Raw genomic sequence first — 26,501 nt, 5'->3', positions numbered from 1 at the left:
TATTGGAGGCCTTTATAATAATATGAATAATTAGCCATTGCAGAAGAAGATATTTTTTGTTTCAAAATACAAAATTCAAGCACAAAGACCTTCCATCCAATCTAACTCAATAGCATTGAGTTAGATTCGGTGAAAAACCTTTAATGATTTGAAATAAAAAGAAGAGAAGATGATTTTTGTGTCTTCTCTTCTTTTGCGTCTATTTTGTATCTTACTTATCAATATACTAGGATAGGTTATGTAAGATTGAAAAAAGTTAGTTAATGTTCAAATCTGATGTATAAAAAAATACTTGTGGATTTACATGTTATGATTTAATCACTTTAAAAAGAAAGGATTGAATTCATTGAAAAAAATATTAACGGGTTTAAGTACAACATTGTTGTTAACTGTCTTATTATTAACCATAACTGGTGGAGATCTAAAAGCAAAAGCTGCATCCGATTTATATCCACTACCTGCTCCAATTATTGATGTCTTTCCAGATGAAGGATTAGCCAAAGATATGGCTAAAAACTTGAACAAAGACTCTGTGAATGATGTTATTGACCAAGATGATTTGGATGCATTAACTGGCTTAGGATTTGAAACAGAAACAATTACGAATGATTCCATGCAATTACTAGAGCGTGCCATGTTTAACAACGTCAATATTGTTAGCGTTATGGAATTTGGAGAAGATCTAACGGAGTTCCCTGATATTTCTACTATTCCACATCTAAACACATTATTCTTTAATACTCCACCTGAAGGGGTAACTAGAAACTTATCTCTTCCAGACTACCAAAATTATCCTGAAATGGTCACCATTACCATGAGCGGAAGCAACTTAATCGGAGCAATCCCGGATTTCACTGGCATGCCTGACTTAAGCCAGTTATATATGGCCGACATGATGATTACAAGTGATGATGTGCCAGATTTTCATACTATACCCAAGTTATCTACGTTAGATTTAAGTCACAATCAATTAACCAATCTTCCTGATTTTCAAAACTTAACTAACTTAGCTGAATTAAATTTAAGCTTTAACAATTTAACGAATACCATGACCAACTTTACCAATTTATCCAATTTGAATAATTTAAATCTAGATTATAATCACTTAAATGAACTCCCATCCAATGTGTTAAATTCGATTTTTATTGAAAATCAATCTGGGACCGTGCCAGATCAAATAATTAAGCAAGGGGAAACGTGTACAATCCAGCTACCTATTTACTTCCAATTGGCAGAGATTAATATGTTGGTTAATCCTACAGTGCTTGGTAGTTATTCAGCAGATATTCCGGTAGAAGTTGTAACTACTACCAATGCGGATACAGAATCTATTACTCTTGACACATCAGAACTTAGTCCGGGTGTATACAATTTCAACGTTCAATTCAATGATGCATACCCTATTACTCAAGAAGGTTGCGTATATGATTGGGTACTTACGGTTAATTAGAACATAGGAGACCCAGGAAACTGGGGTATGTAGGAAAAGTAAATATAGTAAAAAAACAGCCAGGAATTAATTTTCTGGCTGTTTTTATGATAAAAACTATAGTCATTAGCGAGGTATATTAAGTGTTTTACGATGTGTGAAAAAAGGACATATCTGAAGCTGACAGGCAATATATGACAAGACACAATAACGACGAAGTAGGGTAATTAATAGTCTGTTTTTAGGATTTTATTTTTTAGGCAAAGAGTATAATTAGAAGTATAAAAATAAAACTAAGGACGTGGCACTACAGTGAAAAAGAAATTTGTATATCTTCTGTTGTTGGTATTGTTCATGACAGTACTTCCTTTCCAAATGTTAGAGGCACAGGCAGCCTCCACTTCATGGATTGAACAGGAGCTAGATGGTAACGAGCCTTTTATTGCCGAAACCGAAAAGATTTTATCCAAAAATAGGCAAGACATTACTTTAGCTGATTTGGAAACCATCCAAAAAATACATGTATTTGGTGCAGATTCAATCCCAAATAAAATATCGGATTATAAGAACTTAACTGCTTTAGAAGCTAACTATGGCACTATTACAGAAGTGCCAGAGAGTGTGGGGAGTTTAAAAGAATTAGTCACTTTAAATGTAGATGAGAATAATTTACAGGAGTTTCCTATGGTGGTATTCCAATTACCTAAATTAGAAGTCTTATATATCAGTAGGGGTAATATTACAGAGGTACCCACAGAAATTACTACGCTAGCTTCTCATCTAAAGATTTTGGATGTAAGTAATCAGAAGTTAGTTACTATTCCCGACAGTATTTTTACAACTAACTGGAAAGCAATGCATGATGGGAAATTAAGTATGTCTCTTGCTGGTAATCAAATTGCTTCTGATATTCCGGCTAATTATTTGGACAATTTTAATAGTGGGGGAAACATGTTGGAATTTTATGATAACCCAACAATAGATTATCTCCAAAAACAAGATCAATTGACTTATACAGGAGGAACTATAGAGGTTCCTTTAAATACTGACTTCAAACAATTAACTCCTGATAAAACAAATCTAGGATTGAAATCTAATATACCTCTTTTTAGTCAACATGAATTTATGTATTATGATGATGTGACTTCTGCTAATATACTCACTAACGGTGTAGCGACAGACGTGGGGGATGGTTATATCACGATTAAAAGCACCTTATCGACGAACTCTAATCCTTTTGCAAAAGTGAGAGTTCCAATTAAAGTTACCGCACCACTAAAAGGAGCGGATGTTACCGTGCAATACCTGGATAGTAATGGAGATACGTTAGCCACACCAGATATCCTTTCTGGTAATGAAGGAGATGCTTATGCTTCAACGCCTAAAACGATAGATGGCTATACGTTGACACAAACACCTACGAATGCCCAGGGGACTTTTACAGAGGAGCCTCAAACAGTGATCTATGTATATACAAAAAATAGTGTCGCTGCAGCACCAGTTACCGTGAAATATCTAGATGAAGAGGGAAAAATATTAACAGCTTCCGATAACTTAACTGGTAATGTAGATGATCCATACCAAACGAAAGCGAAAGAATTTGCTGGTTACACATTGGATGAAAGCAAATTGCCGACGAACGCGAGTGGTGTTTTCAAAACCAATGCACAAACAGTAACGTATGTGTACAAAACCATACCAGCTTCGATTAAAGCACATGATTCTACAATGAATGTAGGAGATACATGGAGTGCAAAGGACAATTTTGATAGTGCAGTAGATTCACTCGGTGTCGCGGTTCCCTTCGATGAGGTGAAAGTAGACGGTTCGGTAGACACTACGAAAGCAGGCGTTTATCCGGTAACCTATAGTTTTGCCGGAGATTCTGTTACGATTAAGGTGACTGTAAAAGCAACAGTTGTTCCAGCGCCACCAATAACACCGATTAAACCTGTCGTACCAGCACCAGCTAACCCAAACACACCAAGTACACAGCAAACACCCACGAAACAATCCGGAACTTTAAAAATAAAAGCAACACATCAGGAACAACCGATAGTAGCGGGAAATTTAAAACTACCAACTACTGGGGATAATCTTTGGGATAGTGTGTTGTATAGCATATTTGGTTTCATCACCGTGTGTCTATCTTTTGTTTTATTCTTTCGACTTAAAAAGCAAAAAAATAGCTAAAATATAATAAAACTAGGTTGCCCACTTGAGAAAAAAGATGGGCAACCTAGTTTTTATTTAAGGAGAATTTGTTTATTTAAATCAAGGGCAAGCAAAAATGTAAAAAAAGGGTATACCCAAAATATACCCAAAACCATCATTGTAAATACACTTTTTTCAATGTATAGCTAGGGTGGATATTAATTGGTTGTGAAAAGAGTTGCTTTTTAGTCATGATAGTAGCATATACTCGAGTAAGTTCTACAGATTAAAATTTAGATTGACAAATAGAAGCTTTTATAAATTATGGAGCTGAAACGAAAGCAGTTATTGCTTTCGTTTTTTTGTTAGCTTAATTGAAGCATTCTTTCTAAGGCTTTTAAAGCGAATTTGGTTGTTTGTTCGTCAACTTTGATTTGGTTACGTCGTTCGCCGTTTTGGATAGCTTCTAGTGTCCAAAGTAAATGCGGTAAATCAATTCGATTCATGGTCATACATGGACACATAAATGGGTTCAGTGAAACGATTTTTTTATCCGGATTTTCTTGGATAATGCGACCAACTAAATTAGCTTCGGTTCCAACTGCCCATTCTGTACCTGGCGCTGCATTGTTTATTTCAGTTACAATTTTTTTCGTCGAGCCGGAATCATCTGCTAAAGAAACAACTTCATGCGTGCATTCTGGATGAACAATAATCCGCATATTAGGATGATTTTTACGAATGTTCTCGATATTTTTGACTGTGAAATGTTGGTGAACAGAGCAGTAGCCCTTCCAAAGAATGACTTTACAATCATCCAAATTGCCCTCATATTCCAGTTCATTTTTTATCGGGTTCCAAATTGCCATATGTTCGAGGGGAATGCCTAGTTCGAAGGCAGTGTTCCGACCTAGATGTTGATCCGGAAGAAAGAAAATCCGCTCTTTTTGTTCGAGCGCCCATGAGACAATTTTTGTTGCGTTACTAGATGTCACCGTAGTACCACCATGTTCACCAACGAAGGATTTAATCGCTGCAGTGGAATTAATGTAAGTGACAGGTAAAATCGTATCGCCAAAAAGGGTTTGGAGCTTTGGCCAAGCATTTGTTAGCTGATGAATGTCCGCCATATCTGCCATCGAACAACCAGCGCGCATATCTGGCAAAGTAACAATCTGCTCGCTTGTCGTAAGCATATCCGCTGTTTCTGCCATAAAATGAACACCGCAAAAAACGATATGTTTGGCTTTTTTATTTTGTGCAGCAATTTGCGCTAATTGTAAAGAATCGCCAATCGCATCAGCAAATGGAACGACCTCATCTTTTTGATAATGGTGGCAGGGGATAAAGAGATTCTCGCCAAGCTGATCTTTAATTTCCGTGACACGAGCAATCATTTCGGCCTGCGTCATTTGCTTATAATGAGTTGGCATTGTATCTTGTTCAACCGTTTCTAGTAAATTCATGCCTTTATTCCTCCTTTGCTATTAAAACTGATGTCAAACGCACGAACGGAATGCGTTAAGGATCCTAAAGAAATGTAATTTGCCCCAGAACCCTTATAACGATGAATATTTTCTAAAGTGACATTACCGGAAATTTCTGTAGTAATGTGCGGTGGAACTAGCTTAACGAGTTGCTTGATTTCTTCCGGTGTGCGATTATCAAACATTATGATATCTGCGCCGGCTTGAACTGCTTCTTTTACTTGTTCAGCAGTTTCCGTTTCCACTTCGATTTTTATCATATGGCCAAGTTTTTCCCGTACAGTAGATACAGCACTTGTAATACCTCCAGAGAAGGCGATGTGGTTGTCTTTTAGCATAACGCCATCGTATAGACCGTTGCGATGATTAAAGCCGCCACCAGTCTGTACCGCGTATTTATCGAAGGCACGCAGACCGGGCGCTGTTTTCCGCGTGTCGCAAATTCGAATAGCGGAATCATCCAGTTGTTTGACAGCAAAATTAGTTTGGCTAGCGATACCACTCATCCGTTGCATTAAATTTAAAATGACCCGCTCACCGGAAAGTAACGTGCGAACGGGAGCCTTAACAGCCGCGATAATATCGCCTTTTTGAATCCAGTCACCATCTTTTTTATAAGCTTCAAATTGTATATTTCCACCGAGCAGTTCATAAACTTTCAGCGGGATGGAAATGCCACAAAGAATACCTGTTTCTTTTGCTAGGAAAACACCTTCTCCCATTGTGTCACGGGGAAAAACAGTTTCTGCACTTAAGTCATACTGACCAATATCTTCTAGTAAAAATGCTTGAATTGCTTGATTCATAAGTATGGAATTCATTTTATTACTCCTTTTAAAATTCGATGTGCACCAAGACTTTCTGTTCGTTTGAGCGCACTTTCGGCGATTAGTTTTGCGGTGATAAGCATGTGGCTAATTTCCGCTGTTTTTCGAGTGTGATTTGCGTAATCGAAATCAGTAAGCCAGTGAAGAAATTCGGTGATTTTTTCTGGTTTTCTTGTGATGCCAAGCGTTTCCCAGATTTTCTCTTGAAGTAATTGTTTATCTGGTAAATGGGGCGTTGGGGTTTGGCTAGAAAGAGGAATTTCTGGATAGTTAGTTGGCTTTGTTTTTTGCGTGTAAATGTATTCCGCTACTTTTTCGCCAAAGACGAGTGTTTCAAGAAGGGAATTACTGGCGAGGCGATTGGCTCCGTGCACACCTGCATTTGCGACTTCACCTATGGCGTATAAACCGGGAATGTTTGTTTTTCCATAGAGATCGGTGCGAATACCACCCATTAAAAAATGTGCGCCAGGATGAACCGGAATCCGCTTTGTTTGGCGAAATGGGACGTGATGTGCGTCTAAGTTAGCTGAAATTCCCGGAAAACGTTCTTCAAAATTAGGAATCATAGTGATATCAAGGAAAACATCATTGCCAGCTTGTATTTCTGCAAACAGGGTGGCAGCAACAATATCACGCGGCGCGAGGTCAGCTCTTGGGTGGACATTAGTCATCACTGCTGAACCATCTACGCGAATAAGTTTGGCTCCTTCACCGCGAACAGCTTCTGAAATAAGCCCATGACAACGCCCGTTTAGAAAGAGGAGAGTGGGATGAAATTGGATAAATTCCATGTCGGTTAGTTTCGCACCAGCCTGGTAAGCTAGCGCTAAGCCGTCACCAGAAATCGTCGCCGCATTCGTCGTAACTGGAAAAAGTTGCCCCAGTCCGCCGCTTGCCAAAATAATATGCTCACCGTAATAAGTATGTAGCTGATTTTCTTTATCTAAACAATGGACACCTATGGCCGTATCATTTTGTTTTATAATTTCGATAGCCATTTTTTGCTCTTGCCAGTGAATGTTTGTTAATTTTTCTTGTAAAAAAGTAGTAAGAAATTTGCCGGTTTGATCACCGCCAGTATGTAAAATTCGTGGCAATTGGTGGGCGCCTTCTAAACCAAGCGCAAGTTCACCGTCTTGTTCATCAAAAGCCATCCCTTCTGCGATTAATTTTTGGATAACCATTGGTCCGTGAGTAACGAGTTGATTTACTGCGAGAACTTTATTATGAAAACAACCGGCTTGAAAAGTATCGCTAAAATGTTTTTTCGGGGTATCGTTTTTTGACACTGCCGCTGCCACTCCGCCTTGCGCGAGCATCGAATTACTTTCTTCTTTGTAGCCTTTTGTGATTATTGTCACATCATAGTCCTGCATTAATCTGAGAGCAGCAGTGCAACCTGAAATGCCGCTCCCAACTATAATCACTCGTTCTTTTATCATTATTTCCACCTCTTGCATAGTAGGTTAGATTAATTGTATACTTTTTAGTGAATATACAGTTGTCTTGTCATCTATAATCACACAAAATAAAACGAAATTCAAGTATAAAATTTTAGGGGAGAGATAAAGAGATGATTTACTTTGATCATGCGGCTACTACGAGAATGAGTGAGGCAGCGATAGAAGTTTTTACAAGCGCCTCCAGAGAGTTCTTCGCTAATTCGGAAAGTTTACACGACGCCGGGACGAAATCAGCAGCGCTTTTGGAAAAATGTCGGGAAAGTTTTGCGGAAATTTTACATGTGCCAAGGCGAGGGATTATGTTTACGAGTGGTGGCACAGAAAGTAATCAAATCGCGATTCAAACGCTACTACATTCAACGGAAAAGAAAGAAGTACTTGTAAGCCCAATGGAGCATGCCTCTGTTTGGCAGCAACTAGAGGCGCTTGAAGAAGCCGGGGCATGCCGAATGACAATATTACCAGTCGATTCTGTTGGTAAAGTAGATCCTGCGGTGTTACGTGAGATGATTTCTCCGGATACAGGGCTAATCATTATTCAACACGTGAATTCTGAAATTGGGACAATTCAGCCAATCAGAGAATTAGCGAATATTGCTAAACAAGCGGGCATTTTTTTTCATACAGACATCGTTCAATCCTTTGGTAAACTAGATTTAGCATTATGTGACGTGACTAGCTTTAGTATTTCCTCGCATAAAATTTATGGTCCAAAAGGAGCGGGACTACTTTTTATAAAGCCAGATGTTCCTATGCAGGTTCCTTTGCCGAATGTGCATCATGAATTCGGCTATAGACCGGGGACTGTAAATGTTCCAGCAATTGCTGCCTTTACAACAGCTGCCTATGATATAATGGAAAATAGAGAAAAAGAAGCGCGGCGGATTGCAGAATTGAAAAAGGCGATTTGCGAAATGTTAACAGCGAAAGTCAAGGTGGAAGGCGGATTAAATACATCTCCGTTTATTTTAGGGATCACTTTGCCGAACATGCAAGGGCAGGAAGCATTACTCGCACTTAACGAAGCGGACATTCAAATTTCGACAACGAGCGCATGTAGTTTACGTGACCCAGCGCCGTCCAGAACATTACTCGCTACTGGGAAAACGATAGAAGAAGCAAGTCGCTTTATTCGATTGTCATTTGGGAGAGAAAATGAATTAAGCGATAGTCTGATTTTTAAAAAGGAACTAGATAAATTACTACGAAAAAGGTGAGAAGATGAAAAAAATATTAGGAAATACACGCAGGCAACTTATTTTAAAATGGTTAAAAGAAGCGGAAACGCCTATTTCTGGAAACCAACTTGCGAGCAAGACAAATGTTAGTCGCCAAGTCATTGTTCAAGATATTTCTTTACTAAAAGCCGGAAATGAGCCAATTATGGCTACACCGCAAGGCTATATTTATGCGAAAGAAACAAGTTTTGCAGGGGAACGACGGGTGATTGCCGTGAAGCACACGAAAGAACAAGCGGCGGAAGAATTAAATATTTTAGTCGATCACGGAGTTTCTGTTGTGGATGTGATAGTTGACCATCCGATTTACGGAGAAATTACTGCATCTTTGCATTTGAAGAGCCGGTTTGATGTCGAAAAATTCATTAAAAAAGTACAGACGACTGGTGCCACTATGCTGTCGGGCCTAACAGACGGCACGCATTTGCATACGATTGAAGCAGATACAAAAGAGCAATTAGAACAAGCAATTGAGGCCTTAGAAAAAGCAGGATTTTTAATCTAACCATTTTTAATATAAATTCTAGGAAAAAGCTAGTAACTATGGTAGAATGTATGTTAGGTATTTATAAACAATAGTCGTATGGAGGTGCTAGATATGCCATTATCGCCGCTGGATATACATAACAAAGAGTTTACCCGTGGTTTTAGAGGTTATGACGAAGACGAAGTAAATGACTTCCTCGATCAAATCATTAAAGATTATGAACAAGTTATCAAAGAGAAAAAGCGTATTGAGGACACTTTAAATAATAGTGAAGAACGTTTAGGTCATTTTACCAACATTGAAGAAACATTAAACAAATCATTAATCGTGGCACAAACAGCTGCCGAAGAAGTGAAAGCTTCCGCTGAAAAAGAAGCCAAACTTATTATCCGTGAAGCAGAAAAAAATGCTGACCGAATTCTAAGCGACTCACTTTCTAAAGCGCGCAAAATCGCAATTGAAATTGAAGACCTAAAACGTCAATCCAAAGTATTCCGTGAGCGTCTGCGTATGCTAGTGGAAGCACAAATGGATTTAATTAAAAGTGAAGATTGGCAGCAAATGATGGCTTACGATGTAGATGCGACAGAACTTGCGTCTATTAAAGAAGTAGAATCAGCTGAATCTGAAGAACGTTAAAAACGATTATTAGAGACAAGTAAGTTTTTTAGATAAAGGATACAAAGCGAGTTGGTGCATGGTGCGAGACCAGCTATCCTCTAAAAAATCGAAATCACTCTTTAGTTCTAACCCGAAAAAGCAATCGCTTGAGTAAGTGTTAGCGCGAGCCAGCGTTATGGCATTAATGAAGTGGGCAAGCAATTAACATGCATGTCAACAAGGGTGGTACCGCGAATCTCGTCCCTTTTTTGGGAGAGATTTTTTTGTGTTTAAAAATAAAGTTTTAAAGGAGAAGAGAGTATGGAATATAAAGATACGTTATTAATGCCAAAAACAGATTTTCCGATGCGTGGAAATTTGCCAAACAAAGAACCTGAATGGCAAGCAAAATGGGAAGAAGAAAAGCTATATGAGAAAATTCAAGAAAAAAATGCTGAGCGTCCGACTTATATCTTACATGATGGACCTCCATATGCAAACGGTGAAGTTCATATGGGTCACGCTCTAAACAAAACAATCAAAGATATTATCGTTCGTTATAAATCAATGGCTGGTTTCAGATCCCCATATGTTCCTGGTTGGGATACACACGGACTACCAATCGAGACAGCTATCGCCAAAAAAGGCGTTAAACGGAAAGAGATGTCTATCGCTGAATTCCGCAAACTTTGTGCCGAATATGCGATGAAACAAGTAGACGGTCAACGTACAGGATTCAAACGTCTTGGAATTAATGGTGACTGGGAAAATCCTTATATCACTCTTTTACCAGAATATGAAGCAGAGCAAATCAAAGTCTTCGGTGAAATGGCGAAAAAAGGTTACATCTACAAAGGGAAAAAACCAGTGTATTGGTCTCCTTCAAGTGAATCTGCACTTGCAGAAGCAGAAATCGAATATCAAGATAAAACATCTGCGTCGATTTTCGTGGCTTTCAAAGTAACGGACGGAAAAGGTGTACTAGACGAAGGAACGAATATCGTCATCTGGACAACGACTCCTTGGACAATCCCAGCAAACATGGGTATCACAGTGAACCCTGATTTGGACTATGTTGTGATTGAATCCGCTGGAGAAAAATATGTTGTAGCAGAAGCACTTTTACCAAGCTTACGTGAAAAACTAGGTTTTGAAGATGCGACAGTTGTGAAAACGGTTCGTGGTTCTGAACTTGACCGCGTTGTAACAAAACACCCATTCTATGACCGTGATTCCTTAGTAATGAACGGGGAGCATGCCACTGCTGAAGCTGGTACTGGTGCGGTTCATACGGCTCCTGGACACGGGGAAGATGACTTTTTAATCGGGAAAAAATATGATTTAGAAATACTTGCTCCTTTAGATGATCGCGGTGTATTTACAGAGGAAGCACCAGGGTTTGAAGGCGTATTTTATGATACAGCGAATAAAATGGTGACAGAAAAACTAGAAGAAGTGGGCGCATTACTAAAAATGGAATTCATCACTCACTCTTATCCACATGATTGGCGTACGAAAAAACCAGTTATTTTCCGTGCAACAGCACAGTGGTTTGCTTCGATTGACGCATTCCGAGATGATTTACTAGCTGCTGTTAAAGGTGTTAACTGGACTCCAGCATGGGGTGAAACACGTCTATTTAATATGGTTCGCGACCGCGGCGATTGGGTTATTTCTCGTCAACGTGCGTGGGGCGTTCCACTACCAATTTTCTATGCAGAAAATGGAGAAGCGATTATCACAGACGAAACAATCAACCACATTTCGGAACTTTTCCGTGAGCATGGTTCGAATGTTTGGTTTGAGCGAGATGTTAAAGACTTGCTACCTGCTGGGTTTACGCATCCAGGTAGTCCAAATGGCGAATTTACAAAAGAAACGGATATTATGGACGTTTGGTTTGACTCTGGTTCAAGTCATCAAGCCGTGCTGAATGCTCGACCTGAATTAAGTCGTCCAGCTGATTTGTACATGGAAGGCTCTGACCAATATCGTGGTTGGTTTAACTCCTCTTTAACAACAGCTGTAGCAATCACTGGCGAAGCGCCTTACCGTAATGTGCTAAGTCATGGTTTTGCACTTGATGGTGAAGGTCGTAAAATGAGTAAATCTCTTGGAAATACCCTTCTTCCGGGCAAAGTAATTAAACAACTTGGTGCGGATATTGTTCGTCTTTGGGTTGCTTCAGTAGATTATCAAGCCGACGTTCGCGTTAGTGATGAAATCTTAAAACAAGTATCCGAAGTATACCGTAAAATCCGCAACACAATGCGTTTCTTACTAGGAAATATCAATGACTTTAATCCAACTACTAATACGGTTTCTTATGAAAACCTACGTGAAGTAGACAAATATATGCTAATTAAATTAAATGATTTAGTGAAAAATGTGAAGGATAGCTATGAAGCGTTTGAATTCTCTACTATTTACCACCAAATCAATAATTTCTGTACAGTAGAATTAAGTCAATTTTATATGGACTTTGCCAAAGATGTTGTTTACATCGAAGCGGCTGATAGTCATGATCGTCGTGCTATGCAAACAGTCTTTTATGAAGCGGTTGTTACGTTAACCAAATTACTTGCTCCAATTTTACCGCATACAACAGAAGAAGTTTGGAATAGCTTGATCGGTGAAGGCGCGGAAAGTATTCATTTGCAAGACTTACCAGATGTAAAAGTATTAGCTGATAGCGAAGAAATTACAGCGAAATGGGACACGTTCATGCAAATCCGTGATAACGTTCAAAAAGCTTTAGAATTCGCTCGTAACGAAAAATTAATTGGTAAATCAATGCTTGCTAAAGTAACTTTATATGTAGACGGCGAAGCGAAAACACTATTTGATTCTTTAGAAGGCGATTTTGCACAACTGTTTATCGTTTCTGACTTTGAACTAGTTGAAGGTTTAGAAAATGCACCAGAATCTGCATTCAAATCAAATCAAGTAGCTGTTCAAATTACCGTAGCAGAAGGCGAAACTTGTGAACGTTGCCGTGTAGTGAAAAAAGATGTAGGCGTAAATCCAAAACATCCAACACTTTGTGGCCGCTGTGCGGATATTGTTGTAAAACACTACGAAGCTTAATGCCCGCTTGGGGAAAATCCTACTCATTTCAAAAGGAGGTTCCCCAAGCTTTTTTAATTTAAGATGTGGTATTATAGACGTAATTCCAAATAAAGGAGGTTGCTTGACGTAATGGCAACAATTCACTTTACGAAAGTACATGGTTCGCAAAATGATTTTTTCTTAGTTGATGAAGAGGAAAATCAAATAATGGATTGGTCGGATGCGAAACGTGCTGATTTTGCGATAAAACTTTGCGATAGAAAACATTCGCTTGGCGGGGCAGACGGAATTTTATATGTCACAAAAAGCAGTGAAGCAGGACCAATTGGCCAAATGCGTGTCGTTAACTCGGATGGATCGATTGCGTCGATGTGCGGGAATGGCCTAAGAACGGTAGCTCGTTATTTACTTGAAAAGCACGCATTAACAGAAGCAAAAGTCGAAACAATGAAAGCGATACTAGATGTCAAAAAAGCAACTTCGCTTGGTTTTGATATTCCAACGTACCAAGTCGAAATTTCTCCAGTTAAATTTAACGCAGAAAGTTTACCAATGAATGTCGGTGTGGAAAAATTATTTAATCAAGTTGTTCCAGAACTTGATGCAGAACTCGCTTTTTCTGCTGTTTCTGTTCCTAATCCGCATTTGATTACATTTGTGGACCAAACCGTGTTAGACTCGGATAGACAAGAAACTTTAGCGAGTTATTTAAACAGCGAAAATCCTTATTTTCCAGATGGTGTCAATGTTAGTTTTGTGAAACGATTAAGCGATGATGCGATTTATGTGCGGACATTTGAACGCGGTGTAGGTTTTACGAATGCATGCGGGACGGCGATGTCAGCTTGTAGTTTAATTAAAAAAATGTTAGATAAGGATACTTTTGAAACACCACTTAATGTTTATAATGATGGTGGGCGAGTACAAGTGACTGCCAAAAAAGACGAAGCTGGTGATATTTCGCTACAATTAATTGGTAATGCAACGTTTGTTAGCACGGGGTCAGTTAGCTACGAAAGCGACACAGTTACTGAGCTTACAAATGAAGCGACACCAGAACAAGCACAGTATCAAGAGCTTGTAAAAGAAGTAAAAGAATTTCTAAAAACAACCGAATGAAAAGGAGTTAACCATGAATACAAATCGTAAAAAAGCAACACCGCTATTCGTTATCGGCGGATTTTGCCTTATTTTATTTATTACCATCGCTTCCGCTATTGCGACAGAAAGTAACTGGGTAGCACGTTTTGACCTAAGTTGGATTGAAAAAATCCGTAGTGGCATCCAACCGGATAAAACAGCCATCGTTAAATTTCTAACTACCCTAGGAAGCGCAGAAACAACAATCATTTTGACCATTGTAGTCGTTCTTATTTTATTCTTTTTACGAAAATTTGTTGTCGGACTTTGGTTTGGTGGAACGATGCTCGTTTGTGGCGTAGTACTAAATCTTGTTTTGAAAAGTTTGGTTGGTCGGACGCGTCCGGCAAGTGTGAATTGGTTAGTGAGCGAGTCAGGCTTTAGTTTCCCAAGTGGACATGCAACGGCAACGGCGGTTTTTTATGGCCTTGCAGCGATGTTCTTGATTTTCACTGTACCAAAAATGTGGCAAAAAATCGTTATCGGCATTATCGGTTATGGTTTCATCCTGTTTGTCATGTATACACGCGTTTATCTTGGTGTGCATTTCCCGACGGATGTACTTGGCGGATTTTTCCTGGGTACAGCATCGGTGTTTATCTCGCTAGGTGTTTATTTCTTAGTACGAAAACCATTACATGATTTACTTGTGAAATGGCGGATTAAAGATAAAAGTATTACAGAATAATATAAAAACCCTGTTATAAGAATTAACTTATAGCAGGGTTTTTCAGATAGTAAACTGAATAATCTATTTTGTAACCGTACAGCTTTTTCACTTGATTTATTTGCTCGTTGGCGTTAATATATAAGTGTTGATAGTAGCTAATTTACTTATTATCAAGGATATTGATGTGAAGTGAGTATCTTTGCTAATATGTGAATTTTGTAATTGAAAAAATGATTAGCTTGTTGTTAACATCTTTTTCGTTAGTAAAAGAAACATATTAAGAAAATTTTTGGAGGTTTGTGAAATATGCAAACAGGTACAGTTAAATGGTTTAACAGTGAAAAAGGCTTCGGTTTCATCGAAGTAGAAGGCGGAGACGATGTATTCGTACACTTCAGCGCTATCGAAGGTGAAGGATTCAAAACTTTAGACGAAGGTCAAAGCGTTGAATTTGAAATCGTTGAAGGCCAACGTGGCCCACAAGCAGAAAAAGTTACTAAACTTTAATCTGTTCACGTTAAACTAATAAAAACACGCAGCGGACTTCTTAGGGAGAAGCCTTGCTGCGTGTTTTTTTATGCTAAATGAATTCGGTATGTTTTAATTTCAAATGGAGCTATTGTAAATGTTGGTGTAGGAAGTGATGTTTCGTTTTCCTCGAGTAGATTGCATTCTGTGATGGAAGTAATGGTGTAATCACTATTGAATGTCACTTCACCGTGCGTTCCCGCAAATTCATGCAAGCGCAGAATGAAGCCATTCCCGTCCTCGGCTTGTTTAACGCTATCAATCATCACGTAAGGATTTGTCACTTGGAAAAGAGAAAAAGTTTCAATTTCGCCGTTGGAAGTGAAAATTGGATTATTCAATTCCCAGGCTGCTTGGACTGTTTCCCCGTCTAAGAAATCGCCTTGATGTGGATAGAGCGAATAAGTGAATTGATGGATTCCTAAATCAGCATCTGGATCAGGATAGCCCGCTGCCTTAAGCAAGGTTAGACGGATTGTAGAATCTTTAATATCATAGCCGTATTTGGAATCATTTAACAAACTGACACCGTAATTCTTTTCTGAAAGGTCAGCCCATTGATGGCCAACAGTTTCAAAGCGGGCATAGTCCCAGCTTGTATTCCAGTGCGTTGGCCGTTTGACGTTTCCAAATTGGATATCATAGCTAGCTTCACTTGCATGCACGTCGACAGGAAAGGCGACTTTGAGCAACTGGTTGCGATCTCGCCAGTCCACCTCAGTTTCAAATCGGATTTCAGGACTTTCGTGATAAAAATGAATCCACTGGGTAATTTGTGATTTTTCGGAATGTAGCACTTGTTTCATGGTGAATTGGAGCGGGCCTTTTTCCGTTATTTCAACTGAATCTAGCGCGGTGATTTCATTTTGTTTTTCTTGATAAAATAGGTCGATATCCCAGGCGTCATGCCACATCGGCTTATCTTCAAATAATTGAAATACATTACCTCGCGTATTTTCCGCTAGTACTTGGCGGTTATTTTTTTTGTCAAAAATGGACGTGAATTGTCCGACTTCATTCCATTTTATTTGATAGAATGGTGTTTCTAGTTGTTTATTGTTGTAGTTAAAGGATGACTGTCCTAAAATGTTCGGTGTTTCTTTAACAGAAATAGTTGCGGCACCAAGCACAGGTAAGTTTGGATGCTGGATAAGCCAAGTATTATTTACTAATTTTTGCGCAGGCAGCAGTATATTATTTTCATCATAAAAGGCTAAATGGTCCGCTGGGTTTTCAGGTGAAATTTCGATGTATCGTGGTCTGGTCCATGTGGAACTATTCCAAAGCGTTATTTTTTCTTCAGCTGCTCTTGTTAAACTGGCCAATTGCTTAGAAATTAACACGTTATTTTCCGTCATAGCTTCCGTGTATTCAATTAGAGCATCGTCATAGACTTCTTTTATAGAAGAGCCAGGAATAATGTCATGAAACTGATTTCGAAGTAAAATTTGCCAAATGCCTGCTAATTTTTCAGTTGGGTAAGTTATGCCTTGTTTTAGATTTGCTAAAACGGAAAGCCATTCGCTATTTCGTAAGCCGAGTTCGATTTTTCGATTCATTTTTTTCGTAAAGGCTTGACTTGTATAAGTTCCGCGATGATATTCGAAGTAAAGCTCACCGTTCCAAGTATGAACATATTGGTCTGTCGTATTTATCGTTTCGTGTAAATCGTTGAAATAAGCAGTAGCACTTTTTGGTTTTACTTCGGGAATTCCTGGCATCGCATCATAACGACGGCGCATCTCTAGCATTTCTCGGTTCACACCGCCACCGCCATCGCCGTAGCCGTAAGCAAGTAGTAATTCTTGGTTCACTTCTTTATCTTGATATTTGTCCCAAAGACCAACAAGTTCGCGCGCCGTCATTTTGCCATTATAAGTTGAAATGCGGCTATTTTTTTCTGGAGCAGTAATGAAATGGGTTAGAATTTCTGTTCCGTCTATCCCGCGCCACTGGAACGTATCATGTGGCATACGATTATATTGATTCCAGCTAATTTTGGTTGTCATAAAAGTCTTAATACCTGATTTGCGAAGGATTTGCGGTAAAGCCCAGCTATAGCCAAATACATCTGGCAACCATAGAAAACTAGAAGGTTTACCAAACTCTTCGCGTAAAAATTTCTGACCGTAGAGCATTTGCCGAACGAGCGATTCGCCACTAGGAATATTGCAATCAGCTTCAAGCCACATTCCGCCGTCAGCTTCCCAGTTTCCTTCACTGATCTTCGCTTTGATTTTAGCATATATTTCTGGGTAATCTTCTTTGATGTAGGCGTAAAGTTGTGGTTGCGATTGGAGAAATAAGTATTCAGGGTAATCTTCCATTAAATGAAGCACGGTCGAGAATGATCGCGCGGCTTTTTCGCGAGTATGCTTTAAGCGCCATAGCCATGCTACATCTATATGCGTATGTCCAACAGCCGCCACTTTGATAGGAAAGTTTTTCGGCATTTTTTCCAGTGCGGCTTGTAAGATTTGGTTGGCTGTTGCCATTGAGGCAAGGTTTTGTTCAGATCCAGGTGTACTCCAATCAATCGCAAGGTAAGCGCGATTAATCGCTTGGAGGAGCGGTGCATAGGTTGGATTTTTTTCTTCGAGTTGGTCAAGTGTTTTTAAAGTTGCTTTACTCGTGAAATACAAATCATCAATGACGAGATTTAAATATCCAATAAAGGCTTCTTTTAACTGGTGTGTCTGGATGGTTGGGGTTCCGCCACCTTCCAGTCCGGACCATAAACGGAAGACCAGTTCCACCTTTTTTCCAGCAAAACTATCTGGGAAAAGAACTTCGCGGTGATTTTGATCGACGCCTTGGTATGGTTCCCCGTTAACAAATAATAATGATTCAAAGCCAGAATTGTGGCCGTCGCCGGTATTTCCAAAATCAAAGTAGCCAATCAAACGCGTGCCAGTTTTGGTGTCTGGAAAAGTAATGGTTGTTTTGAGCCAGACATAACGATCCCTACCTGACCAGTTTTCCCCGATAGTTAATTCGTTATCATACAAGATGTTATCTGGTCGTGCAGCAATTTCTCCATCCATATCCTCGGCTGTTTGGAAATTACGGATAGGATAAGTTTTTTCGTAACGATAAAGCGCAACTTCATCCAGCCTGCCTCGTAGTTTATCTTTAGTGAAAAACATATGTATACTCATATCCCTTCTATTTTTGTCTAGAACGGTTTCAATATATCATAGCGGGAAAGGATGTCAATTTGGCTTTTTTTAGGTATGACAGAAACTTTCCTTAGAGTGGGAAGGATTACGCTTTCTTCTAATGGACAAATCAAGGGAAAATGGATTATTCATAGTAGTTTTTCGGCTAGCATTGCAATTCACTCTAGCCCTTACTATACTTAGCTTGAAAGCGAATACAAAAAGGATATTTGGAGGGGCAAAATGACTAGAAAGAAAGCGCATATTATTTCTCATTCTCACTGGGATAGAGAATGGTTTTTACCACTGGAAAGTTTGAGATTTAGGCTCGTTACACTGATGGACGAAGTAGAAGCATTACTTGATAAGGAAGATGGATTCCATCATTTTCATATGGATGGACAAATGATTATGTTAGAAGATTATTTGGCTGTGAAACCCGCTAAAAAGGAAAAAATGAAGCAGCTGGTTGCGGACGGGAAACTGCGAATTGGACCGTGGTATATGTTGCAGGATGCTTTTTTAACGAGTGGAGAAGCGAATATTCGTAATTTGCAGTATGGTTTAGAAATGGCAGAGGAATTCGGGCAAGCAGAGAAAATTGGTTATTTCCCTGATACGTTTGGTTTATATGGCCAAGTACCCCAACTCATGCGCCAAGCTGGTTTTGATACAGTTGTTTTCGGTCGTGGAGTCAATCCAACGGGCTTTAACAATCAAGTTTTTGATAGTGCTTTTGCCTCGAAATATTCGGAAATGTTTTGGGAAAGCCCGGACGGTTCGAAAGTCTTAGGAATTTTACTGGCGAATTGGTATTCCAATGGTAATGAAATTCCGGTGGATAAAGAAGCCGCAAAAGTTTTCTGGGATAAGAAGTTAGCGGATGTGGAACGGTTCGCGTCGACGGATGAATGGCTATTTATGAACGGCTGTGATCATCAGCCAGTGCAAACTGATTTAGCGGAAGCCTTGGAAGTGGCGCGGGAACTTTATCCTGATGTAAAGTTTATCCATAGCCATTTTGAAAAATACCAAGAGGCTGTCAAAGCTGGTCTTGAGCCAGGAAAATTACAAACGGTTCACGGAGAATTAACGAGCCAACAATCAGATGGATGGTCCACGCTCGCCAACACAGCATCTTCACGTATTTACTTAAAACAAGCTAATGCGAAAATAGAGCGTTTATTAGAGCGTTTGGCTGAACCGATTTCTGTGATGGCGACGGAAGCAGGTGTCCAGTATCCACATGAATACTTAGCTTATGCTTGGAAATTGCTCATGGAAAATCAAATCCACGACAGTATTACTGGATGTAGTTTGGATGAGGTGCACCGCGAAATGGAAGCTCGTTTTGAAAAAGTTGAACAAACGACTATGGCAATTATTCAAAACGCCGCGCGCCGAATAACGGAACAAATCGCAACGAATGAAACGGGTATTCCGCTTACGGTTTTTCATGCGGGTGGTATCGAAGCGACTAGAACAGTAGAGCTTGAAATTGAAACAGACGCAATTCATTTTTCTGAGATGCATTTTGAATTAATACCGGATGAATTAGCGAAACTTCCAGAGCAAAGTTTTCGGCTGGAAACAAGTACCGGCGAGGAAATTCCGGTTGTAGTTGAGTCGCTTGGCATTCGTTTCAATTACGATTTGCCAGAACGGAAATTCCGCGATTCTTATTTTGCGAGAAAGTACAAACTAACTTTCACCGTAGAAAATTTGCCAGCGGTTGGTTATGAAACAATTTACGCGTATCCGGTCGATTTGGTGAATGAATCAGCGAACCAAACACAAGATTTCTCTTTAGAAAACCGTTTTTTAAAAGTGGAAGTTGCGGCAAATGGGACGTATACGATTTTAGATAAAGAGAAGTCGGTAGAAGTTTCGGGTGTTGGGGCTTATGAGGACGTGGGCGACATTGGTAATGAATATATGTTTAAAGAAACCGGCGATAACTTACGAATAAATACACTTAATTCCAAACCGGCAATTCGAGTACTACGAGAGGATAAACTCGGCAAGACAATCGAAATAAACCATGAAATTGAAATACCAGAAAGCGCAAGTGCCACCTTTGCCGAAGAAAAACGTCGCCTAGTATGGCATCCGGATCGGCAGTCGGAGCGCTCGGAAAATTTTACTACATTTAAAATCACGACAGAATTAACGCTAAACAAACACGATAAACAATTAACTATCCGCGTGAAACTAAATAATAACGTAGATGACCATCGACTCCGCGTACTTTTCCCGACTGGAAAACAAACAGAAACACATCAAGCGGGAAGTGTTTTTGAAGTAGTAACACGCGCGAATAAACAAGTCAAAGAATGGACGAATCCTGCTAAAGATAACCGAAAACAAGGCTTTGTTGCTAGTGGAAATATCGTTGTCGCAAGTCTTGGTTTACCAGAATATGAAGTAAGCGAACATGGTGACAAATTGGAATTAACGTTGCTTCGCGCAGTATCTGAAATAGGCGATTGGGGTGATTTTCCGGCATATGAAGCGGAATGCCACCGAGAGATTACAGCAGAGTTTCACTTATTTCTGACTGATGATTCTGATGTTGCAAATAGCTCCATCCCAGCACAAGTAAACGCACGCTTGACTCCTATTTTTGCATTCCAACACAAATCAGCAACGAAAGAAAAAATTCTCGCAGAAAAAAGAGATTTTGCAGAATGGAAAACAGAGGCTGGATTTGTCTTCTCAGCATTTAAACTCGCTAAAGACAACCAACCGATTATCCGTTTCTATCAAACTGCAAGTGAACCAAAACTATTAACAACTGAGCGTCCATGGCAGAATTCAACAATTTTAGAAGAAACAACGGGAGATGCCAAGAAACAATTTACCGCTAGTCCAAACGAAATCATCACCTTAAAAGGAGTGTAATACATGACAAACAAAGTACCAGCAAGTTTTAACAAATGGATAGAGAAAGTGAAAACGACTTTTCCAGAAAATGAAAAACTACATCGCATGTTTGAAAAATGTTTTAAGAATACGTATACAACTACTTTACAAGAAACAGAAGAGGGGCTTCCATTTGTTATTACAGGAGACATTCCAGCGATGTGGTTACGCGATTCTACAAGCCAAATTAGACCATATTTAATTGTGGCGGAAGAAGACGAAGAAATGGCGACTGTTATTGAAAACCTCGTAAAGTTACAAACTAAATGTATTTTGCATGACCCATACGCGAATGCTTTTAATAAATCGGCGAATGGGGCGGGATTTCAAAACGACAAAACAGCAATGACCGACCTGGTTTGGGAACGAAAATATGAAATTGATTCACTTTGCTATCCGATTCAATTAGCGTATCTATTATGGAAAAGTACCAACCGTACAGGTCATTTTACCGAAGAATTTAGAAAAGCATTGCATCAAATCATCGAAGTTTTTAAAATCGAACAAAAACATACAGAGCAAAGTCCGTATCGTTTTGAACGAGAAAATGTGCGTCAATCAGATACCTTAAATAATAACGGAAAAGGAACAGATGTAAGCTATACTGGTATGTCTTGGAGTGGCTTTAGACCGAGTGACGACGCGTGTATGTACGGCTATCTTGTACCGAGTAACATGTTTTTAGTTGTGGTGATGGATTACGTCCAAGAAATTGTAGCGACGTTTTACCCGGAAGATAAAGAATTGCCGAAAGAGAGCTCGGATTTACGAAAAGAAGTTGCCGCAGGGATTGAAACCTATGCCAAACAAGCGCACCCGTATTACGGCGATGTTTACGCGTATGAAGTTGACGGAACGGGACGTAAATTATTTATGGATGATGCTAACGTGCCAAGCTTGCTTGCTGCACCATACCTTGGTTTTTGCGAAAAAACTGACCCCGCATACCAAGCGACCAGAAAACTTATTTTAAGTCGGGAAAATCCTTATTTTGTCGAAGGCAGTGTACTTACAGGAATTGGTAGTCCACATACGCCTGATCATTATGTATGGCCGATTGCGCTTAGCAGCGAAGGATTGACTGCAGAAACAGAAGCGGAAAAACAAGCTATTTTAGAGATGCTGATTGCTGGCGATGGTGGAACGGATTATATGCACGAGGGTGTCAATGCCTCGAATCCATCTGAATTCACGCGCGACTGGTTTGCTTGGTCTAATGCGATGTTTAGTGAATTTGTTTTAAGTTTGTGCGGTGTGTATGTGAAAGGAAGCCCATTAAGTAAATAAAAAAAGAAAAGTCTGAGCGAAAACTCAGGCTTTCTCTTACTATCAAAGGAGAGAAGAAGAATGAAACTTATTGATAAATTCTCAGTTATTAGCGACTGGATTATCCGGCTCGTCTGGACAAACTTAGTATGGCTTTTCCTCGTATTAATTGGTGGGATTGTGTTTGGCTTTATGCCAGCGACGGTTGCTTTGTTTACGATAACAAGAAAATGGGCTCGGGGGGACTTGGATACGCCAGTTTGGAAATCTGCTTGGCAAACCTATAAACAGGTGTTTGTTTCGGCTAATTTAGCGGGTGGGGTTTTTGCGCTAATAGGGATTTTTCTTTATGCAGATTTGCGGATTGTTTTTGAATTGATGCAAGGTTTTTGGTCGACGATTTTATACTTCTTCTTAATGTTCTTGCTTTTTCTCGTGGGGATTGCTTTTTTGCAGTATTTCACGGTGTTTGTCCACTTCCAAATGAAAAATGTGCGAGCTTATGTCGGGCAAGCGTTCTTGCTCGCGATTACTAGTTTTAAAAATACTTTTATGATTGTTATTGGGCTAGTTTTTTGCGCATGGTTAATTTCGAAAATGCCTGCTTTTATTTTGTTTATTTCTGGTGTTTTACCAAGTTATTGGATAATGAAAATCAACTTACACCGCTTCAAGCAAATGGAGCCTAAGTAACCCCTTACATTATTGGTGATAGTATGCAATAATCAGAAAAGAAGAGGGGGCAGTGAATGAGCATGGCACAAGAATTACCACGCAAGCGCGTTTTCAAAAGGATGTTATTAATTTTTTCTTTAACAAGTCTTTTTACGGTCAGCTTATTACTTTTTTTCATTTATAAGTACTATACTAATATTCAACTAGATACCAATCTCCAAAGAGCGGAAACTATTGCGAATAAGCAGCTCGATGCACTTACGGAGAAGCAAAAGGCATTAATTAGTTTAACGCAAGATATTTATCGTAATAGTGATTTGATGCAAGATGTTCAAATAGCGATGACAAACGATTACGGTAGCTACACGGAGCAAAATATCGATAACTATTTTAAAAGTAAAAATTTTTATTCTGTAGATATGCAAACGTATTTACAGTCTTATTTTTCGTATGATGAAGATATTATCGCACTTCAGCTCATTTCGGATGATGGGAGTTACTCTTATACTTTCCCGAGTCGTTATCGTGAATGGAAAGAAACCGTTGATAAATATGGGGAGGAAAATATCGCCACCGAAGCATCGAAGCAAGGGACTTTTTATACAATCGAAAATAAAATTGTCGTGAAACAGCCGATTAATGATCCAAGCACATTAAAACAAATGGGTTATCTGCTCCTTTACATTGATCCGACTTTTCTAAGCAAATGGGTTATAAAAGACTATCAAAACTCGATTTTCCAAATAAATAATGCGAAAGGAGCTGAATTATATTCCAACCATCCAACGAAACAAATACAAACACCTGAAAAACAAGGTTGGATTAATGTAGACAACAAAAAAATATATTTTCAAAAAACGGAAGATGAAACAAGTGGCTTGAAAAACAATACGTTTTTATATCGTGTAACAGATGATAGCGCGCCGCTCATCGAACTTACTTTATTTGGTATTGGACTGTTATTAGTTATTTTTTCTATTAGCATTAATTTTGTTATTAGTAGACGTTATTCTAAGCGGATTTTAACGATTATTGGCGGAATGAACCGGGTGGAAAAGGGGACGCTTGATGCAAAGCTTCCAGTCGATAATAACGGGGATGAACTGACGATGATTAGCGAGCGATTTAACCATATGACAGAAAACCTCGATGCATATGTGAAGAAAGTATATAGCCTAGAAATGGAAGAACAAAAAGCACGGCTCAAAGCGCTTCAAGGTCAAATGCAGCCTCATTTTCTTTATAATTCATTAGAGGCAATTAGAATGAATGCACGCGTAGAAGGAGCCAAAGCGACAAGTGATATGATTTATCAGCTTGCAACACTACTACGCTATACGGCCAATCACCGTGAAATCACCACTTTAGGCGAAGAAATCAATTATGTAAAACAATATGTCCGCTTTATGGAAATGCGCCACGAACAGCCCATTAAGCTGGAAATCAATATTGAAAAACGTTTCAATCATACTCAGATTCCAAGGTTTGCTCTGCAGCCGCTCATTGAAAATTTTTTCAAATATGCTTATAAAGAAAATCAAAATCCAATAGTCGTAATTACGGTCACAGCAGAAAATAACAATTTGCAATTTAGAATTGAAGACAATGGTTCGGGAATCGATGCGGAGAAATTAAAAGAGGTGCAAGCAACAATTGAAAGTAAAGATGATACGAGCCACATCGGTCTAGCTAATTTAAACAAACGATTGCAGCTTTTGTATGGAGAAACTTATCGATTAACAATCAAGAGTAAAGCAAATGAAGGTACCATCATTCTGTTTCAAGTACCTCAAAATACGGGAGGAGAAAAGTAATGCTAAAAATTGTACTAGTAGACGACGAGCCCCTTATTCTCAAAGGTTTAGAGAGCATTATTCCAGAATTCGAGCAATCAATTGAAATTATTGGAACGGCTAAAAATGGCGCAGTAGCATTAGATTTATTTGCTAATCAAGAAGTAGATGTCCTTTTGACCGATATAGAGATGCCTGTAATGAACGGTTTAGAATTAATCGACGAATGGAAAAAACGACAACCCGCGACTAAAACTATTGTTCTTTCGGGATTTGAAGATTTTCATTATGTGAAACGCGGGCTTTCAGCGGGAATCGAAAATTATTTATTAAAACCTTTAAACGAACAAGAATTAAAAGAAACACTTATACAAATAGAGAAAAAACAAATGACAGACAGTGTGATACCAAGGGAAGAAGCGTATTACATCTTACGGGACAACACGATTTGGCGTTGGCTAAATTTACGAATTAATAAAGAAGAATGGGAAGAGCGTCTAGCGTTGTATGATATGGCCTTAAATCCAAAAGAAAACGCTGTGCTCATCCAAATTCAAGCAACGAAAGAAATCGATCTGGCCGAATGGAAAAATCTTTCTGAACAGTATCGCAAGGACTTTTCATTTATGCTACTTACACCAGAAAATGAAATAATAGTTGGAATAACCGAACAAACTTCGATATCCGAACAAATTTTAGCAATTCATCAAGATATGAAAAAACGAATTTCAAATGAAGCTTTTTATCTATTTATTAGTGAAAAAGTTCAGGGTGAAATGATGTATCCACAAGCTTTTCGTCAACTTACAAGGCTGCTTCCAGAACGGCTTGTCCAAGAGCCTGGTAGTCTAATCGCCTACCAAAAACGTACGAAACATACTTGGCGTCCGAAGAGAAAACAACATCAACTCGCGAAACTCCTCGTGATGAATAATGAAAAAGAAATTAAAGCTTGGATAAATAACTTTTTTAAAGAATGGAATGACCATAAACTGGAAAGCGACCCGCATCAAATGCTACATATTTTGAATGAGTTACTTGTGATGATGGCGGAATCGGATCCAAAAGAATTAAGTGAATCTATGGGGAGAATTGCCGAAGAAACAAGTATTGAGGGATTGGAAGAGGCGACACTAGCCTATGCTATTCGTTACTATAACCGCAAGAAACAAACCGATGAATCAAAAAGCCCTATTATTCAAAATGTGCTTTCCTACATCACGGAACATTTCGCAGAAGGAATGTCTTTGAAAACGCTCGGAAACGACTTCCATATTAACGCAGTTTATCTCGGTCAACTTTTTCAAAAAGAAATGGGAGAACACTTTACAGATTATTTAAATCGCTACCGAGTAAACTACGCAAAAGAAGAATTACTGCAAACAAAAGATAACTTAACCATCATCGCAGGGAAATCTGGTTATACCGATATGGCTTATTTTTATCGCCAGTTCAAAAAGCACACAGGCGAAACACCGAATCGTTACCGAAAAATCCATCAATAAGATTATTTCTAATATTTGTCTATAAATCTAAACATCCGCAACTATTTTAACCCTCGTAAAAACGATAAACTAAAGATGTTGAAAGCA

The 26,501-nt window shown here is 39.0% G+C and carries 18 protein-coding genes and 1 other annotated feature; of the genes, 14 read left to right on the top strand and 4 right to left on the bottom strand.

Annotated features, from left to right (window positions below; translation table 11 throughout):
- Positions 1-346: 346 nt before the first annotated feature.
- Both CKV70_RS10430 and inlL read left to right on the top strand, forming a co-directional pair.
- Positions 347-1,450, top strand: a complete 1,104-nt coding sequence (locus tag CKV70_RS10430) for a lmo2027 family class 3 internalin (protein WP_010989877.1) — start codon at positions 347-349, stop codon at positions 1,448-1,450.
- A gap of 291 nt (positions 1,451-1,741) precedes the next feature.
- Positions 1,742-3,622 carry a class 1 internalin InlL gene (inlL, locus tag CKV70_RS10425; RefSeq protein WP_014600991.1) on the top strand — a complete coding sequence of 627 codons (1,881 nt, stop codon included), beginning with the start codon at positions 1,742-1,744 and terminating at the stop codon, positions 3,620-3,622.
- Positions 3,623-3,948: 326 nt separating this feature from the next.
- Here inlL and nadA read toward each other — a convergent pair whose 3' ends face one another.
- From nadA to nadB, 3 genes are read right to left on the bottom strand one after another with little or no spacing between them, the layout of a single operon-like run.
- Entirely contained in the window at positions 3,949-5,049 is a 1,101-nt protein-coding gene (gene nadA / locus CKV70_RS10420; RefSeq protein ID WP_014600990.1) for a quinolinate synthase NadA, read from the bottom strand.
- Positions 5,046-5,891 carry a carboxylating nicotinate-nucleotide diphosphorylase gene (gene nadC / locus CKV70_RS10415; protein WP_014600989.1) on the bottom strand — a complete coding sequence of 282 codons (846 nt, stop codon included), beginning with the start codon at positions 5,889-5,891 and terminating at the stop codon, positions 5,046-5,048. Before nadC ends, nadA begins: the two co-directional genes overlap by 4 nt.
- Positions 5,888-7,342, bottom strand: a complete 1,455-nt coding sequence (gene nadB / locus CKV70_RS10410) for an L-aspartate oxidase (protein ID WP_014600988.1) — start codon at positions 7,340-7,342, stop codon at positions 5,888-5,890. The genes nadC and nadB overlap by 4 nt, the downstream gene beginning before the upstream one ends.
- 131 nt (positions 7,343-7,473) lie before the next feature.
- On the opposite strand from nadB, the gene CKV70_RS10405 reads away from it, so the two are divergent.
- From CKV70_RS10405 to cspB, 7 genes are all read left to right on the top strand, one after another.
- Complete coding sequence (locus CKV70_RS10405) at positions 7,474-8,580, top strand: cysteine desulfurase family protein (protein ID WP_014600987.1); 1,107 nt, start codon at positions 7,474-7,476, stop codon at positions 8,578-8,580.
- A 4-nt stretch (positions 8,581-8,584) separates the two neighbouring features.
- On the top strand, positions 8,585-9,106 hold the full coding sequence (locus tag CKV70_RS10400; protein WP_003723185.1) for a transcription repressor NadR: 522 nt from the start codon (positions 8,585-8,587) through the stop codon (positions 9,104-9,106).
- A gap of 93 nt (positions 9,107-9,199) precedes the next feature.
- Entirely contained in the window at positions 9,200-9,727 is a 528-nt protein-coding gene (divIVA, locus tag CKV70_RS10395) for a septum site-determining protein DivIVA (RefSeq protein WP_003723184.1), read from the top strand.
- Positions 9,724-9,957: a binding site (T-box leader), on the top strand. It overlaps the preceding gene by 4 nt.
- 52 nt (positions 9,958-10,009) lie before the next feature.
- Complete coding sequence (ileS, locus tag CKV70_RS10390) at positions 10,010-12,775, top strand: isoleucine--tRNA ligase (RefSeq protein WP_014600986.1); 2,766 nt, start codon at positions 10,010-10,012, stop codon at positions 12,773-12,775.
- A gap of 111 nt (positions 12,776-12,886) precedes the next feature.
- A complete protein-coding gene (gene dapF / locus CKV70_RS10385; protein WP_014600985.1) occupies positions 12,887-13,876 on the top strand; it encodes a diaminopimelate epimerase in 990 nt (329 codons plus the stop codon).
- A gap of 13 nt (positions 13,877-13,889) precedes the next feature.
- Positions 13,890-14,585: a phosphatase PAP2 family protein gene (locus CKV70_RS10380; RefSeq protein ID WP_014600984.1), complete on the top strand. Its 696-nt coding sequence runs from the start codon at positions 13,890-13,892 to the stop codon at positions 14,583-14,585.
- Between the two features lie 288 nt (positions 14,586-14,873).
- Positions 14,874-15,074: a cold-shock protein CspB gene (gene cspB, locus CKV70_RS10375; protein WP_003723180.1), complete on the top strand. Its 201-nt coding sequence runs from the start codon at positions 14,874-14,876 to the stop codon at positions 15,072-15,074.
- Between the two features lie 68 nt (positions 15,075-15,142).
- Here cspB and CKV70_RS10370 read toward each other — a convergent pair whose 3' ends face one another.
- Positions 15,143-18,253 carry an alpha-mannosidase gene (locus tag CKV70_RS10370; protein ID WP_014931000.1) on the bottom strand — a complete coding sequence of 1,037 codons (3,111 nt, stop codon included), beginning with the start codon at positions 18,251-18,253 and terminating at the stop codon, positions 15,143-15,145.
- Positions 18,254-18,496: 243 nt separating this feature from the next.
- Here CKV70_RS10370 and CKV70_RS10365 point away from each other — a divergent pair, with 243 nt between their 5' ends.
- Genes CKV70_RS10365 through CKV70_RS10345 form a run of 5 tightly spaced genes read left to right on the top strand, consistent with a single transcriptional unit; the run spans position 18,497 to position 26,414 of the window.
- Positions 18,497-21,154, top strand: coding sequence for an alpha-mannosidase (locus tag CKV70_RS10365; RefSeq protein WP_014930999.1), 2,658 nt, complete (start codon positions 18,497-18,499; stop codon positions 21,152-21,154).
- Positions 21,155-21,157: 3 nt separating this feature from the next.
- Positions 21,158-22,462 (top strand): glycoside hydrolase family 125 protein, encoded by a 1,305-nt coding sequence (locus tag CKV70_RS10360; RefSeq protein ID WP_014930998.1) that lies wholly within the window; start codon positions 21,158-21,160, stop codon positions 22,460-22,462.
- A 60-nt stretch (positions 22,463-22,522) separates the two neighbouring features.
- Complete coding sequence (locus CKV70_RS10355; protein WP_003723176.1) at positions 22,523-23,134, top strand: YesL family protein; 612 nt, start codon at positions 22,523-22,525, stop codon at positions 23,132-23,134.
- Positions 23,135-23,190: 56 nt separating this feature from the next.
- Positions 23,191-24,930 carry a sensor histidine kinase gene (locus CKV70_RS10350; RefSeq protein WP_003723175.1) on the top strand — a complete coding sequence of 580 codons (1,740 nt, stop codon included), beginning with the start codon at positions 23,191-23,193 and terminating at the stop codon, positions 24,928-24,930.
- Positions 24,930-26,414 carry a response regulator transcription factor gene (locus tag CKV70_RS10345; RefSeq protein WP_003723174.1) on the top strand — a complete coding sequence of 495 codons (1,485 nt, stop codon included), beginning with the start codon at positions 24,930-24,932 and terminating at the stop codon, positions 26,412-26,414. The genes CKV70_RS10350 and CKV70_RS10345 overlap by 1 nt, the downstream gene beginning before the upstream one ends.
- The last annotated feature ends 87 nt before the right edge of the window (positions 26,415-26,501 follow it).

Source organism: Listeria monocytogenes (assembly GCF_900187225.1).
Taxonomy (GTDB): Bacteria; Bacillota; Bacilli; order Lactobacillales; family Listeriaceae; genus Listeria; species Listeria monocytogenes.
This window is presented reverse-complemented; position numbering and strand designations above follow the sequence as displayed.